Source organism: Streptomyces coelicoflavus, assembly GCF_003112555.1.
GTDB classification, from domain to species: Bacteria; Actinomycetota; Actinomycetes; order Streptomycetales; family Streptomycetaceae; genus Streptomyces; species Streptomyces coelicoflavus.
In genome coordinates, this window is record NZ_BEWB01000006.1 from 71,589 (window position 1) to 86,127 (window position 14,539).

The following is a 14,539-nucleotide window of genomic DNA, read 5'->3' on the forward strand; positions in this document are numbered from 1 at the left end:
AGTGCCCACTTTGAAGTAAGGTACTTACCTTTACGTAAGTCGGAGGGGCCCGGACGATTCCCGTCCGGGCCCCTCCGCAGTGCCGTGAAGGCGGTGTCAGCCGACGACCGTCCAGGTGTCGTTACCGGCGAGCAGCGCGGCGAGGTCGCCCTTGCCGTTCTGCTCGACGGCGGTGTCCAGTTGCTCGGACATGAGCGTGTCGTAGACCGGCCGCTCGACCGAGCGCAGCACGCCGATCGGCGTGTGGTGCAGGGTGTCCGGGTCGGCGAGGCGGGAGAGCGCGAAGGCCGTGGTCGGGGACGCGGCGTGGGCGTCGTGGACCAGGACGTCCCCCTCGTTGTCCGCGGTGACCGCGACGACCTCCAGGTCACCGGTGCGCGGATCCCGCACGACACCCTTGGCGCCGTCGGCGCCGAAGCGGATCGGCTGCCCGTGCTCCAGGCGGATCACCGCCTCCTCGGCCCGCTCCCTGTCCTTGAGGACGTCGAAGGCGCCGTCGTTGAAGATGTTGCAGTTCTGGTAGATCTCGATCAGGGCCGTGCCCGGATGCTCGGCAGCCTGGCGCAGGACCTCGGTGAGGTGCTTGCGGTCCGAGTCGACGGTCCGGGCGACGAAGGACGCCTCCGCGCCGAGCGCCAGGGAGACCGGGTTGAACGGCGCGTCCAGCGACCCCATCGGAGTCGACTTGGTGATCTTGCCGACCTCGGAGGTCGGGGAGTACTGGCCCTTCGTCAGGCCGTAGATCCGGTTGTTGAACAGCAGGATCTTGAGGTTGACGTTGCGGCGCAGGGCGTGGACGAGGTGGTTGCCGCCGATGGAGAGCGCGTCGCCGTCACCGGTGACCACCCACACGCTCAGGTCGCGGCGCGAGGCGGCGAGCCCGGTGGCGATGGCCGGGGCGCGGCCGTGGATGGAGTGCATCCCGTAGGTGTTCATGTAGTACGGGAAGCGGGAGGAGCAGCCGATGCCGGAGACGAAGACGATGTTCTCCTTCGCCAGGCCCAGCTGGGGCATGAAGCCCTGCACGGCGGCGAGGACGGCGTAGTCGCCGCAGCCGGGGCACCAGCGCACTTCCTGATCGGACTTGAAGTCCTTCATGGACTGCTTGCCCTCGGCCCGGGGGACGAGCTGGAGCAGTGCGTTGGTGTCAGCCATCGATGGCCTCCTTCAGGACCGTGGCGAGCTGTTCCGCCTTGAACGGCATGCCGTTGACCTGGTTGTACGACTGGGCGTCGACCAGGTACTTCGCCCGGATCAGGGTGGCGAGCTGCCCGAGGTTCATCTCCGGGACCACCACCTTGTCGTACCGCTTCAGCACCGCGCCGAGATTGGCCGGGAAGGGGTTGAGGTGGCGCAGGTGGGCCTGGGCGACCGGCTCACCGGCCGTCCGCAGCCGGCGCACGGCCGCGGTGATGGGGCCGTACGTCGAGCCCCAGCCCAGCACCAGCGTCCGCGCGCCGTCCGGGTCGTCGACCTCCAGGTCGGGGACGGCGATGCCGTCGACCTTGGCCTGCCGGGTGCGGACCATGAAGTCGTGGTTGGCCGGGTCGTAGGAGATGTTCCCGGTGCCGTCCTGCTTCTCGATGCCGCCGATCCGGTGCTCCAGGCCGGGCGTGCCCGGCACCGCCCAGGGACGGGCCAGGGTGTGCGGGTCCCGCTTGTACGGCCAGAACACCTCGGTGCCGTCGTCCAGGGTGTGGTTGGGCCCCTGCGCGAACCGCACCGCCAGGTCCGGAAGCTCGTCCGTCTCGGGGATCCGCCACGGCTCGGAGCCGTTGGCGAGGTAGCCGTCGGAAAGCAGGAAGACGGGAGTCCGGTACGTCAGCGCGATCCGCGCGGCCTCCAGGGCGGCGTCGAAGCAGTCGGCCGGGGTGCGCGGGGCGACGACCGGGACCGGCGCCTCGCCGTTGCGCCCGTACATCGCCTGCAACAGGTCGGCCTGCTCCGTCTTGGTCGGCAGACCGGTCGAGGGGCCCCCGCGCTGGATGTCCACGACCAGCAGCGGCAGCTCCAGGCTCACCGCGAGACCGATCGTCTCGCTCTTGAGCGCCACGCCCGGACCGCTCGTCGTCGTCACCGCCAGGGAGCCGCCGAAGGCCGCGCCGAGCGCCGCGCCGATCCCGGCGATCTCGTCCTCGGCCTGGAAGGTGCGCACGCCGAAGTTCTTGTGCCGGCTCAGCTCGTGCAGGATGTCGGACGCCGGGGTGATCGGGTACGAGCCCAGGAAGAGCGGCAGGTCCGCCTGCCGGGAGGCGGCGATCAGGCCGTAGGCCAGGGACAGGTTCCCGGAGATGTTGCGGTAGGTGCCGGGCGGGAACGCCGTCGCCGCCGGTGCCACCTCGTAGGAGACCGCGAAGTCCTCCGTGGTCTCACCGAAGTTCCAGCCCGCGCGGTAGGCCGCGATGTTGGCCTCGGCGATGTCCGGCTTCTTCGCGAACTTCGACTTGAGGAACTTCTCCGTGCCCTCGGTGGGCCGGTGGTACATCCAGCTCAGCAGGCCGAGCGCGAACATGTTCTTGGAGCGCTCGGCCTCCTTGCGGCTGAGGTCGAACTCCTTGAGCGCCTCGACGGTCAGCGTGGTCAACGGCACCGGATGCAGGCGGTAGCCGTCGAGGGAGCCGTCGTCCAGCGGAGAGGTGTCGTAGCCGACCTTCTGCATCGCCCGCTTGGTGAACTCGTCCGTGTTCACGATGATCTCCGCGCCGCGCGGGAGGTCGCCGACGTTCGCCTTCAGCGCGGCCGGGTTCATCGCCACCAGCACGTTGGGCGCGTCGCCCGGCGTGAGGATGTCGTGGTCGGCGAAGTGCAGCTGGAAGGACGAGACGCCCGGCAGGGTGCCGGCGGGCGCCCGGATCTCGGCCGGGAAGTTCGGCAGCGTCGACAGATCGTTGCCGAACGACGCCGTCTCCGAGGTGAAACGGTCGCCGGTGAGCTGCATCCCGTCGCCCGAGTCCCCCGCGAACCTGATGATCACCCGGTCGAGCCGGCGGACGTCCTTCGTTCCGACCGGTTTGCGCTGCGCTCCCACGACGGTCTCGTCGGCTCCGTCGGTCTGCTCCGCTGGGCTGCTGACCTGGCTGGTCACTTACTGGACCTCCCTCGGGACGGCTGTCCGGGGACTGGTCTCCCAACGACCGTCCCGGGATCAACACTACGTCCGCACGCCATGACTTCCGGTGGACATTCGCATGATGGACACGACTTCGAGACGGCCCGCAGCCCTGGAATCCCAAGGATTTCCCGTCCCCCGGCACCGGCGGGGACGCACCCGCCCCGTCCTCCGGTTTCTCATTCGTCCGGATGAGCCTCCGCGTGGCCGGAGCGGGCCGGTGCTTCCGAGGCGTGGGCCGCCGATGTCAGGAGTTGAGATACGTGAGCACGGCGAGCACCCTGCGGTGGTCACCGTCGCTCGGAGACAGACCGAGCTTCATGAAGATGTTGCTGACGTGCTTCTCGACGGCCCCGTCACTCACCACCAGCTGCCGGGCGATCGCCGAGTTGGTCCGGCCCTCGGCCATGAGACCCAGCACCTCCCGCTCCCGCGGGGTGAGCCCCGCCAGCACGTCCTGCTTGCGGCTGCGCCCGAGCAACTGCGCGACCACCTCCGGGTCCAGCGCCGTACCGCCCTGCGCCACCCGCACCACCGCGTCCACGAACTCCCGGACCTCGGCCACCCGGTCCTTGAGCAGATAGCCCACGCCCCGGCTGGAACCGGCCAGCAGCTCCGTCGCGTACCGCTCCTCCACGTACTGGGACAGCACCAGCACGCCGAGACCGGGATGTGCCTTGCGCAGCCGTACCGAGGCCCGCACCCCCTCGTCGGTGTGCGTCGGCGGCATCCGTACGTCCGCCACCACGACGTCCGGCAGTTCGCCCTGCGCGTCCAGCTCGGTGATGGTCTTGATCAGTGCCTCACCGTCGCCGACCCCTGCCACGACCTCGTGCCCGCGGTCGGTCAGCAACCGGGTCAGCCCCTCTCGGAGCAGCACTGAATCCTCGGCGATGACCACCCGCACCCTGTCCTCCACGATCCTCGGCCCCCCACAGCCCGTGCACCTGCCCGGTCCGCGCGGCCCGCGCCGCGTCCACGAACCGTCCGTGCGACGGGTCCAGCATTCCAGCATCCGAGGCCGGACGCCCTCAGGCAACCGAAAGAGACGGAGATACGGAAGCCCAGCGGGAGAGGCACGGAGATACGGAGACCCAGCGGGAGGGGCGGGGGGAGGGGGGAGGGGCCGGAAGTCGGGCGGACCGGTCCGCGGCGCGTGCGTCCCCCAGGTCGAGTGTTTGGGCGCGGGTGCGTCCGCCCCGGGGCGACGAGCGCCGGGGCGGACGCGGTTTCCGATCAGCCGGTGAGCGGCTCGTTCCGCCACGGCAGCTCCGCCGTGATCCGCGTCGGCCCTCCGGCCGGCGAGTCCACCACGAGGATCCCGTCCACCGCGTCGAGCCGCTCCGCCAGACCGGCCAGACCGGAACCGGCGGACGCGTTCGCACCACCCACGCCGTTGTCCACGACCTGGAGCATCAGCCGGTTCTCCACCCGCCACACCTCCACCGCGGCCGACGTGGCCCGTGCGTGCTTGCTGATGTTCTGGAGCAGCTCCGAGACCGTGAAGTAGGCGATGCCCTCGATCGCCGACGCCGGCCGCTCCGTCAGGTCGACCTCGACCCGCACCGGCACGGTGCAGCGCGAGGCGACCGCCGACAGCGCCGCGTCCAGACCCCGGTCGGTCAGCACCGCGGGGTGGATGCCGCGGGCCAGGTCCCGCAGCTCCTGGAGGGCCGTCTTCACCTCACCGTGCGCCTCGTCCACCATGACGGCCGCCGCCCGCGGGTCCTCCCTCAGCTTCTCCTTGGCCAGACCCAGATCCATGGCGAGGTTGACCAGGCGGGCCTGTGCCCCGTCGTGCAGGTCGCGCTCGATGCGCCGCAGGTCGGCGGCGGCCGTGTCGACCACGACCCCCCGGTCCGACTCCAGCTCCACGACCCGCGTCGCCAGCCGCGACGGGCCGAGCAGCCCGTGCACCATGACCCGGTCCACCGTCGTCAGCCCCCGCACCAGCCACGGCGTCGCCAGCGTGAACAGCAGCCCGATCAGCGCCGTCACGGTGATCTCGAACGGGTTGTCCAGGTAGATCCGGTGCGTCTCGTCGCCGTACAGCTGAAGCCCGTCCTGGCCGGCGTACACGGGGAACACCCAGAAATACAGCGGGTACGTCAGCATCGCCCACCCGACCGCCCAGACGTTCACGGCGACGACGAACGAGAACACCGACCACGGGAACTGAAGCACCGCGTACAGCAGGCTCCGCCAGGAGGCGCCGCTCTTGAGCACCGCCCCCATCCAGCCCATCGCCCCCCGCTTCTTCAGCCGCAGCGGCTCGGGTTCCGACACCCGCAGCCCCAGCAGGAGGCGGGCCCTCGCCCGCTCCATCGCCCCGAAGCCCCGGCACCCGGCGAGTGCGGCCGCCAGCACCGGCACGCCCAGGAACGTCACCAGCAGTCCCGCCCCCAGCGACACCATCGTGACGGCGTACGTGAAGAGCAGGATGCCGACCGGCAGACCCACCAGGACGTAACCGAACTCCCGCCAGCTGCGCGCCTCGAACGGCGCCCGCAGACCCGCTGGCAGCCGGTGGCGCCGCGCACCCGTGTCCCCGGGGAAGCCGGACCCGCCCCCGAGTCCGTAACTCTGTCCGTATTCCGTGGCCATCGGTGCCGTCCCTCTCCTCGTCGCCCTGGGCTGTGCCGTGCCGCTCTGCGGCTGTGCTGTGCCGCTCTGCGGCTGTGCCGTCGTACCTCCACCCTCCTCGACCGCGCCGCCGGGCCCAATGGAGCCCGTCGGCGTCTGGGAAGGGGGGTTTTCCCTACCTCCTGGGGGCGGAGCCGGCCGCGTCGGTCTCCGTGCGGTCGCGCCACGGCAGCTCCGCCGTGACCGTCGTCGGGCCGCCTTCCGGCGAGTCGACGACGAAGAGGCCGTCGACGGCGGACAGCCGTTCGGCGAGGCCCTTCATCCCCGTACCGCCGTCGAGGCGCGCGCCCCCGTGGCCGTCGTCCTCGACCTGTATGAGCAGCCGGTCGGACGACCGCCACACCTCCACGGAGGCGGACCTCGCCCCGCTGTGCTTGCTGACGTTCTGGAGCAGCTCCGAGACCGTGAAGTAGGCGATGCCCTCGATGGCGGCCGCGGGGCGCTCCGTCAGGTCGGCGGTCACCTTGACCGGCACGGTGCAACGGGAGGCGACCGAGGAGAGCGCCGCGTCCAGGCCCCGGTCGGTCAGGACGGCGGGGTGGATGCCGCGGGCCAGGTCCCGCAGCTCCTGGAGGGCCAGCTTCACCTCGCCGTGCGCCTCGTCGACCATGGCCGCGGCCGCGTCGGGATCCTCCAGGAGCTTCTCCTTCGCCAGGCCGAGCCCCATGGCGAGGTTGACCAGGCGGGCCTGTGCCCCGTCGTGCAGGTCGCGCTCGATGCGCCGCAGGTCGGCGGCGGCCGTGTCGACCACGATCCCCCGGTCCGACTCCAGCTCGGCGATCCGCCGCTCCAGCTCGTCGGACGGCGACAGCAGCCCGCGCACCATCGCCCGGTCGACGTTGGTCAGTCCTCGCGCGATGAACGGCAGCACCGGCCACAGCACGAACAACGACGTCAGCGTCACGGCGAAGGTGAGGACGCCCCAGGGAAACCGGATGACGTCGTACAGGACCGTGCGCCAGCCCACCGGGTCCTTCAACGACATCCACAACTGCGCGAAGAATCCGCGCTCGCTCCGCCACGGCAGCGGGCTCGGTTCGTCCACCCGCACCCCGAGCAGCGCCCGGGCCCGCGCCCGCTCCAGCTTGCCCAGCTGCCGCGCGCCCAGCAGCCCGGCCGCGAGCAGCGGCAGCCCGATCACCGTGACCGTCAGTCCCGCGCCGACGGACAGCATCGTCACGACGTAGACGAATCCGAGCAGCGCCGCCGGGAAGTTCGCCAGCAGGTGGGCGATCTCCTTCCACGTGTGCCGGTCGTAGGCGAAACGGGCCGGCGGCAGATGGTCCGGCAGGCGGTCGCCGGCCACCGCACCGGCGGTCCGGGCGGAGCTCGATGTCCAGAGACGTTCGGTCATACCCGTCAGCGTGCCGTGCGGTGCGGCCCCGCGCCATGAGGTGGGCCGCCGGGACGCACTGAGGAAAACCCCACCCCGCGTCCCAACGTACGACGGGCTGCTTACCGTCTCTTTATCAGGCTCTAGACTCCCGTGCGTACAGATCGTCGAGCGGCAGCGTTCACGACGGCCACGACGGTCATGACGGGTACGAGGTTCACGACGTCTACGGCGTCTACCACGACGTCAACGGCGTCTACCACGGCGTCTAGTACGACGTTCGCGACAGGGAGTGAGGGGCGCACGTGACGGATCCGACCGTCGGGGACGCGACCGCCGGCGCCGTGACCACCGCCGACGCCACCGTCGGGCTAGCCGCGGACTACTTCCGGTCCTACTCGGTCGTCGGCCTGCTCGCCGTCGTCGGCGTGCTCTTCGTCGCCGTCGCCTTCGGCGCCGGGCGCCTGCTGAGGCCGGTGGTCCCGACGCCCGAGAAACTGCTCACCTACGAGTGCGGCGTCGACCCCGTCGGCGAGGGCTGGGCGCACACCCAGGTCCGCTACTACGTCTACGCGTTCCTCTACGTCATCTTCGCCGTCGACTCGATCTTCCTCTTCCCCTGGGCGACGGTCTTCGCCGACCCTGGTTACGGGGCCACGACCCTCGTGGAGATGTTCATCTTCCTCGGATTCCTCGCCGTGGGCCTGTTGTACGCATACAAGAAGGGCGTCCTGTCGTGGACGTGAACCCCTCCGCACCCGCACCCGCACCGGCGCCCGTGCCGCTGCCCGAGCCCAAGCGGCTGGGCACGCTCGCCCGTCTCGCTCCGGAGCCGATGAAGGTCGTCCTGAACTGGGGCCGCCGCTACTCGCTCTGGGTCTTCAACTTCGGCCTCGCCTGCTGCGCGATCGAGTTCATCGCCGCGTCGATGGCCCGCCACGACTTCATCCGGCTCGGCGTCATCCCGTTCGCTCCGGGTCCCCGCCAGGCCGACCTGATGGTCGTCTCCGGCACGGTGACCGACAAGATGGCGCCGGCCGTCAAGCGCCTGTACGAGCAGATGCCGGAGCCGAAGTACGTCATCTCCTTCGGCGCCTGCTCCAACTGCGGCGGCCCCTACTGGGACTCCTACTCCGTGACGAAGGGCGTCGACCAGATCATCCCCGTCGACGTCTACGTTCCCGGCTGCCCGCCGCGCCCCGAGGCGCTGCTCCAGGGGATCCTCAAGCTCCAGGAGAAGATCGCGCGGGAGTCCCTGGGGGAGCGGTACGCCGCTTCGCCCCGGCCGTCGACGGCAGCGCTGCGGAGCGGCCTGGTGCGACCGCCGGGCTCGGCCTCCGACGCGGGCTCGACTTCCGACGCGGCTCCGTCCTCCGACACGGGTTCGGCCTCCGACACGGGGGAGGGGCGATGACCGCCGTCGGCTGGCTGCCCGCCGGGGCCGAGGAACTCTTCGGTGCGGACGCCACGGCCGAGGAGTCGTACGACCTCCTGACCGTCGACGTGCCGTCCAGCTCCTGGATCACCGCCCTGGAGACGGCGCGCGACCGGCTGGGCTGCACGTACTTCGACTGGCTGAGCGCGGTCGACGAACCGGGCACGGGGTTCCGCGTCGCGGCCCACGTCGCCGCGCTGGGGCCGGTACGCCGGCTGCTGCTGCGTACGACCGTCCCGCACGAGGCCCCGGTCCTGCCCACCGCCGTGGAGGTCTACGCGGGCGCGGCCTGGCACGAGCGGGAGACGCACGAGATGTTCGGTGTCTCCTTCGAGGACCATCCCGCCCTCGACCACCTGCTCCTGCCCGAGGGCTTCGAGGGCCACCCGCTGCGCAAGGACTTCGTCCTCGCCGCACGCGTCGCCAAGGCCTGGCCCGGGGCCAAGGAACCCGGCGAGTCCGACCACGGCGGTCCCCGCCGGCGCCAGATGCTGCCGCCGGGCGTCCCCGACCCCAACGAGTGGGGCCCGCTGAAGGGCCAGCTGCCTCCCGCTCCCGCCCGCCCGGCACGGGGCGCGGGGCGTGCGGCGGGGGAGCGCCCGGCCCGCGCGGCAGGCGAACGCCCCGCCCGGCGGACCCGTACGGCCGCCGAGGGCTCCGTCGGTCAGCAGACGGAGACGCCCGGTACCGAGGCCCCGGCCACGCCACGCCGCTCCCGGACGGCGGCCGAGGGCTCGGTCAGCCAGAACGCCCCGGCCGGCGAACCGGCGGCCGCACCGGCGCCGCGGCGGTCGCGCAGTGCGAGCCAGGGCTCCGCGTCCCAGCGAGCGGCCGGCCCGGCGGACGGGCCCACGCCGCCCGCCACCGAGCCCACCCCGCCCGCCACCGAGCCCTCCGGCGGACCCACCGGCGATACGGCTGCCGGACGGCGGGGAGCCACCGGCACCACCGGCACCACCGGTACCGCCGGTCCCCGGCGTGCTCGGAGCGCGTCGCAGGGCTCGGCCAGCCAGCGGGCAGCCGCGGACGCCGGGCAGCCGGACGACGCGGGCCCCGGCAGCGCCCCGCGGGGCGGCAACGGGACCGGCACCGCCTCCTCGCCCACGGCGGAACCGGCCCGGAAGCAGGCGCCCTCGACCCCGCGCAGCTCGGACGCCCCGTGGCACCACGCCCGCCCGGCGTTCGGCGAGCCCGAGGCCACCGAGAAGCCGGGAGCGCCCGAGGAGCCGGCGGACACTCCCGACGGGCCGACGGCCCCCGGCGGGCCGGATGCACCCGAGGAGCCGGACGCCGGCCGGGATCCGGATGCCTCCGAAGGGCCGGATGCTGCCGAGGTGTCCGACACCGCCGACGGCACCGAAGCCCGTCGGAATCCCCCGAACTCCCCAGGAGGCCCGCAGTGAACGACGCGCTCGACGTCACCCTGCGCCTCCTGATCGTCTTCGTCGTCTTCCTCGCCTTCCCCCTGATCGTCGGCCAGACCGAGCACAAGGTGATGGCCCACATGCAGGGCCGTCTGGGCCCGATGTACGCGGGCGGCTTCCACGGCTGGGCCCAGCTCGTCGCGGACGGCGTCAAGTTCGCGCAGAAGGAGGACGTGGTCCCCGCCGACGCGGACCGCCGCATCTTCCAACTCGCCCCGGCCGTGGCCCTGCTGCCGTACCTCCTGGTCCTCCTCGCCATCCCCGTGGGGCCCGGGGAGGGCGCGGTCGGTCAGGTCGTCGACGCGGGCGTCTTCTTCGTCCTCGCCGTCATGGGCGTGGGCGTCCTCGGCTCGCTCATGGCGGGCTGGTCCTCCGCGAACAAGTTCTCCCTCCTGGGCGGCCTGCGTACCGCCGCCCAGCTCCTCGCGTACGAACTCCCGATGCTGCTGACCGCCGCCTCCGTGGCGATGGCGGCCGGCACCGTCTCGCTCGTCGGCATCCTCGACGCCTTCGAGTGGTGGTGGCTGCCCTGGCAGATCGTCGGCGCGGTCGTCTTCTTCGTCGCCGGGCTGGCCGAACTGCAGCGCCCCCCGTTCGACATGCCGGTCGCCGACTCCGAGATCATCTTCGGTGCCTACACCGAGTACACCGGCCTGCGCTTCGCCCTGTTCCTCCTCGCCGAGTACGCCGGAATCGTCGTCCTGTGCGGTCTGACCACCGTCCTCTTCCTGGGCGGCTGGCACGGCCCCTGGGGCGCCGACGGCCTCGGCTGGGTGTGGACCCTGCTCAAGGCGGCCGTCCTCGCCTTCGTCGTGATCTGGCTCCGCGTGACCTACCCACGCCTGCGCGAGGACCAGCTCCAGAAACTGTCCTGGACGCTCCTCGTCCCCCTCTCCCTCGCCCAGATCGCCCTCACCGGCGTCGTCAAGGTGGTGATCGCGTAATGGCCCCCGTCCCCGGCAGCGGCCTGGCCAAGGGCCTGGCCGTCACCCTGCGCACGATGACGAAGAAGACCGTCACCGAGCAGTACCCCGACGCCCAGCCGGAGCTGCCGCCCCGTACCCGCGGTGTGATCGGCCTGTTCGAGGAGAACTGCACGGTCTGCATGCTGTGCGCCCGCGAGTGCCCCGACTGGTGCATCTACATCGACTCCCACAAGGAGACGGTCCCGGCGGCCACCCCCGGCGGGCGCGACCGCAGCCGCAACGTCCTCGACCGTTTCGCCATCGACTTCGCCCTGTGCATGTACTGCGGTATCTGCATCGAGGTCTGTCCTTTCGACGCCCTGTTCTGGTCCCCGGAGTTCGAGTACGCCGAGACCGACATCCGCGACCTCACCCACGAGCGCGACAAGCTCCGCGAGTGGATGTGGACCGTGCCGGCCCCGCCCGCTCTCGACCCCGGTGCGGAGGAACCCAAGGAACTCGCCGCCGCCCGCAAGGCCGCCGACAAGCTGGCCGCGCAGCAGCAGGCGGACCAGTCGGGGCAGGAGGACCGGCCGGGGCAGGCGGACCAGTCGGGGCAGCCGAACCGGCCCGGGCAGGAGGACCGGCCATGACCCTTGCCGCCGCATCCCACGGATTCCTTTCCCCGACCGGCGTCGAGATCGCCTTCCTCCTCGTCGGACTGGTCACCTTCGGAGCCGCCGTCGTCACCGTGACCACCCGTCAGCTCGTTCACGCGGCGCTCTGGCTGGTGGTGGCCCTCGGCGGCCTGGCCGTCGAATACCTGTTGCTCACCGCCGAGTTCATCGCCTGGGTCCAGGTCCTCATCTATGTCGGTGCCGTCGTCGTCCTCATCCTGTTCGGCCTGATGCTCACCAGGGCGCCCATCGGCCGGTCCCCGGACGCCGACTCCGGCAACCGCTGGGCCGCCCTCACCGTGGCCGTGGCCTCCGCGGCGGCCCTGGTGTGGGTCGTCGTCGACGCCTTCCGCACCACCTGGATAGACCTGGACGGCCCGGCCGCCGGCTCCACCGCCGTCACCGGAGCGAGCCTCTTCCAGAACTGGGTCCTCCCCTTCGAGGCCCTCTCCGTCCTTCTGCTCGCCGCCCTGGTCGGCGCCATCGTCCTGTCCCGCAAGGCCAAGGCGGCCCGCGCGGGCGAAGCACCCCCGGCGAAGACCTCCCCCACCGGCGCCTCTTCGTCCGGCACTTCCCCGTCCGGCGCCTCTTCGTCCGGTACTTCCCAGACGGGTGGTGTCCGCTGATGCACCTCGCCTATCCGGCCGTCCTCTCCGCCCTCCTCTTCTGCACCGGCCTCTACGGCGTTCTCGCCCGCCGCAACGCGATCCTGGTCCTGATGTCGGTCGAGCTGATGCTCAACGCCGTCAACCTCAACCTCGTCGCCTTCGACGTCTGGCTCAGCAGGGCCGCGGAAGAGACCCTGCACTCCGGTCAGGCCCTGACCCTGTTCACGATCGCCATCGCGGCCGCCGAGATCGGCATCGGTCTGGCGATCGTGCTCGCCGTCCACCGCAACCGCGGCACCTCGGACATCGACAGGCTCCGCGACACCGCCGAGGGCCACGAGCCGGACGGCCCCGACACCGACACCCCCGCGACCGGGACGGCCGCCGAGAAGGCTGAGGCCACCGCGTGACCACGACCACCCTCGCCGTACTCGTCCCCCTCCTCCCCTTCCTCGGGGCAGCCGCCGGTCTCCTGCTGGGCCGGTCCGCGCCCGGCTTCGTCCGCCCCCTCGCGATTCTGCCGACGCTGGCGGCCCTCGTCCTCGCCGTACTCGTCGCGGCCCGCCAGGGAGGCGGCCGGGCCGTCGACGCCGTCACGGAACTGACGCCCACCGGTTCGGTCCCCGTCGAACTCGCCCTGCACGTCGACGGCTTCGCCGCCCTCGTCGCCGTCCTCGTCGGCACCGTCGCCACCTGCGTGCAGCTCTACTCCACGGGATACCTGCGCGACGACCCGCGCTACCCCTCGTACGCCGCTCTCGTCTCCCTGTTCACCTCCGCCATGTTCCTCGTCGTCTACTCAGGCGACCTGATGGTGCTGCTGGTCGGCTGGGAAGTCATGGGCATCTGCTCGTACTTCCTGGTCGGCCACTACTGGGAGACCCCGGAGGCGCGCGCCGCCTCCCTCAAGGCCTTCCTGGTCACCAAGCTCGGCGACGTCCCCTTCCTGATCGGCCTGCTGGCGCTGGCCACCGAAGCGGGCTCCTTCCGCATCACCAAGGTCCTCGGCGCGGTGGCGAGCGGTTCGCTCGACCATCCGACGCTGATCGCCCTGCTGCTCCTGGCCGGTGTCGCGGGCAAGTCGGCGCAGTTCCCGCTGCACACCTGGCTCCCCGACGCGATGGCGGGCCCGACACCGGTCTCGGCGCTGATCCACGCCGCGACGATGGTCGCCGCCGGTGTGTACTTCGTCGCCCGGCTCCTTCCGCTCTTCGAGGCATCGCGGGCCGCGATGGTCGTCCTCGCCGTCATGGCCGCCGTCACGATGGTCGGCTCCGCGCTCGCCGCCCTCGCCCAGGACGACATCAAACGCGTCCTGGCCTACTCGACGATCGGGCAGCTCGGCTACATGACCGGTGCCCTCGCCACGGGCGACCGGGGTGCCGCCGTCTTCCACCTCCTCACTCACGGCGCCTTCAAGGCGCTCCTGTTCCTCGCCGCCGGCGTGATCATCCACGCCGCCGGCACCAACTCGCTGGCCGCCATGTCCCGCATGCGGGGCCTGCGCGACCGGGTCCCGGACGCCTTCTGGACGATGACCGTGGCCCTGCTCGCGCTCGCCGCGATCCCGCCCTTCAGCGGCTTCTTCTCCAAGGAGTCCGTCCTCGGCGCCGCGGAGCACGTGGCCACCGGCCACACCGAGCACGCGCCCGGCGCCGCGGGCTGGACCGTGCTCGTCGCCGGCCTGATCACCGCTCTGCTCACCGCCGCCTACGCGACCCGCCTGTGGCTGCTGGCCTTCCGCGGACAGGGCGCCGAGGCCCCCGACCACGGCAGGCAGCCGCTGGTCATGAACGCCGTGCTCTGGGTGCTCGCCCTCCCCTCACTCGCGCTGGGCGGGCTCGCCTTCCGTCTGCTGCCCGACTGGTTCGACGGCCACGACCTCACCCCGACCCTCACCACCTCCGTGCTCGGCACGGGAGTGGCCCTGGTGGGCGGCATCGTCACCTACGCCGCCTGGCGGCACACCACGGCGCTCGCGGTCCGCACCCCACTGGGCGCGGTCGCGGCCCACCCCGAGGGCGACGCCGCCCTGGTGGAGGCCGAGGCCATCGCCAGCCACCGGCCCGCCTACGGGGACCTTGCCTCCGCACCCGACCCGTCGGACCCGGGACGGCTCCTGCTGGGCCCGGTGCACCCGCACGCGGCGGCCGGCTTCCACCTGGACGCCGTGTACACGACCCTCTTCGTCCGCCCGGTCCGGGCCGGAGCGAGCCTCGTCCGGTTCCTCGACCGCGAGGTCGTCGACACCTACGTACGCGCGGCGGGCGCCCTGCCCCGCTTGCTCGGGGCCGCCGTACGAAGCGCCCAGACCGGCAATGTGCAGACCTATGTGAGCGCGCTGCTCGCCGGCACCGTCGTCCTCGCGGTCGCCGCCGTCCTCGTCGCCACGGGAGCGTGAGCAG

General features: G+C 71.8%; 13 protein-coding genes. 8 read left to right on the forward strand and 5 right to left on the reverse strand.

Annotated elements, in window-relative coordinates:
- Positions 1-96: 96 nt before the first annotated feature.
- From Sco07f_RS15095 to Sco07f_RS15115, 5 genes are all read right to left on the reverse strand, one after another.
- Positions 97-1,155 carry a 2-oxoacid:ferredoxin oxidoreductase subunit beta gene (locus Sco07f_RS15095; RefSeq protein WP_007443818.1) on the reverse strand — a complete coding sequence of 353 codons (1,059 nt, stop codon included), beginning with the start codon at positions 1,153-1,155 and terminating at the stop codon, positions 97-99.
- On the reverse strand, positions 1,148-3,085 hold the full coding sequence (locus Sco07f_RS15100) for a 2-oxoacid:acceptor oxidoreductase subunit alpha (protein ID WP_108988152.1): 1,938 nt from the start codon (positions 3,083-3,085) through the stop codon (positions 1,148-1,150). Before Sco07f_RS15100 ends, Sco07f_RS15095 begins: the two co-directional genes overlap by 8 nt.
- A gap of 271 nt (positions 3,086-3,356) precedes the next feature.
- Entirely contained in the window at positions 3,357-4,016 is a 660-nt protein-coding gene (locus Sco07f_RS15105; protein ID WP_007443820.1) for a response regulator transcription factor, read from the reverse strand.
- Between the two features lie 329 nt (positions 4,017-4,345).
- On the reverse strand, positions 4,346-5,713 hold the full coding sequence (locus Sco07f_RS15110) for a sensor histidine kinase (protein WP_007443821.1): 1,368 nt from the start codon (positions 5,711-5,713) through the stop codon (positions 4,346-4,348).
- Between the two features lie 154 nt (positions 5,714-5,867).
- Positions 5,868-7,106, reverse strand: a complete 1,239-nt coding sequence (locus Sco07f_RS15115) for a sensor histidine kinase (RefSeq protein WP_108988153.1) — start codon at positions 7,104-7,106, stop codon at positions 5,868-5,870.
- 284 nt (positions 7,107-7,390) lie between these two features.
- Between Sco07f_RS15115 and Sco07f_RS15120 the strand changes: the two genes are divergently transcribed.
- The 8 genes from Sco07f_RS15120 to Sco07f_RS15155 are packed head-to-tail and all read left to right on the forward strand — an operon-like array spanning position 7,391 to position 14,535.
- Entirely contained in the window at positions 7,391-7,831 is a 441-nt protein-coding gene (locus Sco07f_RS15120; RefSeq protein WP_007443825.1) for an NADH-quinone oxidoreductase subunit A, read from the forward strand.
- Complete coding sequence (locus tag Sco07f_RS15125) at positions 7,822-8,499, forward strand: NADH-quinone oxidoreductase subunit B (protein ID WP_167468109.1); 678 nt, start codon at positions 7,822-7,824, stop codon at positions 8,497-8,499. The genes Sco07f_RS15120 and Sco07f_RS15125 overlap by 10 nt, the downstream gene beginning before the upstream one ends.
- Positions 8,496-9,923 carry an NADH-quinone oxidoreductase subunit C gene (locus Sco07f_RS15130; RefSeq protein WP_108988154.1) on the forward strand — a complete coding sequence of 476 codons (1,428 nt, stop codon included), beginning with the start codon at positions 8,496-8,498 and terminating at the stop codon, positions 9,921-9,923. The genes Sco07f_RS15125 and Sco07f_RS15130 overlap by 4 nt, the downstream gene beginning before the upstream one ends.
- A complete protein-coding gene (locus Sco07f_RS15135) occupies positions 9,920-10,888 on the forward strand; it encodes a complex I subunit 1/NuoH family protein (protein WP_007443882.1) in 969 nt (322 codons plus the stop codon). Before Sco07f_RS15130 ends, Sco07f_RS15135 begins: the two co-directional genes overlap by 4 nt.
- Positions 10,888-11,502, forward strand: a complete 615-nt coding sequence (locus tag Sco07f_RS15140) for a NuoI/complex I 23 kDa subunit family protein (protein WP_108988155.1) — start codon at positions 10,888-10,890, stop codon at positions 11,500-11,502. The genes Sco07f_RS15135 and Sco07f_RS15140 overlap by 1 nt, the downstream gene beginning before the upstream one ends.
- The gene (locus tag Sco07f_RS15145; protein WP_054099460.1) at positions 11,499-12,152 is read left to right on the forward strand and encodes an NADH-quinone oxidoreductase subunit J family protein; all 654 of its coding nucleotides are present in this window, start codon (positions 11,499-11,501) and stop codon (positions 12,150-12,152) included. The genes Sco07f_RS15140 and Sco07f_RS15145 overlap by 4 nt, the downstream gene beginning before the upstream one ends.
- Positions 12,152-12,544, forward strand: coding sequence for an NADH-quinone oxidoreductase subunit NuoK (nuoK, locus tag Sco07f_RS15150; RefSeq protein ID WP_007443885.1), 393 nt, complete (start codon positions 12,152-12,154; stop codon positions 12,542-12,544). The genes Sco07f_RS15145 and nuoK overlap by 1 nt, the downstream gene beginning before the upstream one ends.
- A complete protein-coding gene (locus Sco07f_RS15155; protein ID WP_108988156.1) occupies positions 12,541-14,535 on the forward strand; it encodes an NADH-quinone oxidoreductase subunit 5 family protein in 1,995 nt (664 codons plus the stop codon). The genes nuoK and Sco07f_RS15155 overlap by 4 nt, the downstream gene beginning before the upstream one ends.
- Positions 14,536-14,539 lie beyond the last annotated feature (4 nt).

Coding starts and splice junctions, on each gene's coding strand:
- Sco07f_RS15140 (WP_108988155.1), top strand. CDS start 10,888: ATGGCCCCCGTCCCCGGCAGCGGCCTGGCCAAGGGCCTGGCCGTCACC.
- Sco07f_RS15110 (WP_007443821.1), bottom strand. CDS start 5,713: ATGGCCACGGAATACGGACAGAGTTACGGACTCGGGGGCGGGTCCGGC.
- Sco07f_RS15095 (WP_007443818.1), bottom strand. CDS start 1,155: ATGGCTGACACCAACGCACTGCTCCAGCTCGTCCCCCGGGCCGAGGGC.
- Sco07f_RS15130 (WP_108988154.1), top strand. CDS start 8,496: ATGACCGCCGTCGGCTGGCTGCCCGCCGGGGCCGAGGAACTCTTCGGT.
- Sco07f_RS15115 (WP_108988153.1), bottom strand. CDS start 7,106: ATGACCGAACGTCTCTGGACATCGAGCTCCGCCCGGACCGCCGGTGCG.
- Sco07f_RS15145 (WP_054099460.1), top strand. CDS start 11,499: ATGACCCTTGCCGCCGCATCCCACGGATTCCTTTCCCCGACCGGCGTC.
- nuoK (WP_007443885.1), top strand. CDS start 12,152: ATGCACCTCGCCTATCCGGCCGTCCTCTCCGCCCTCCTCTTCTGCACC.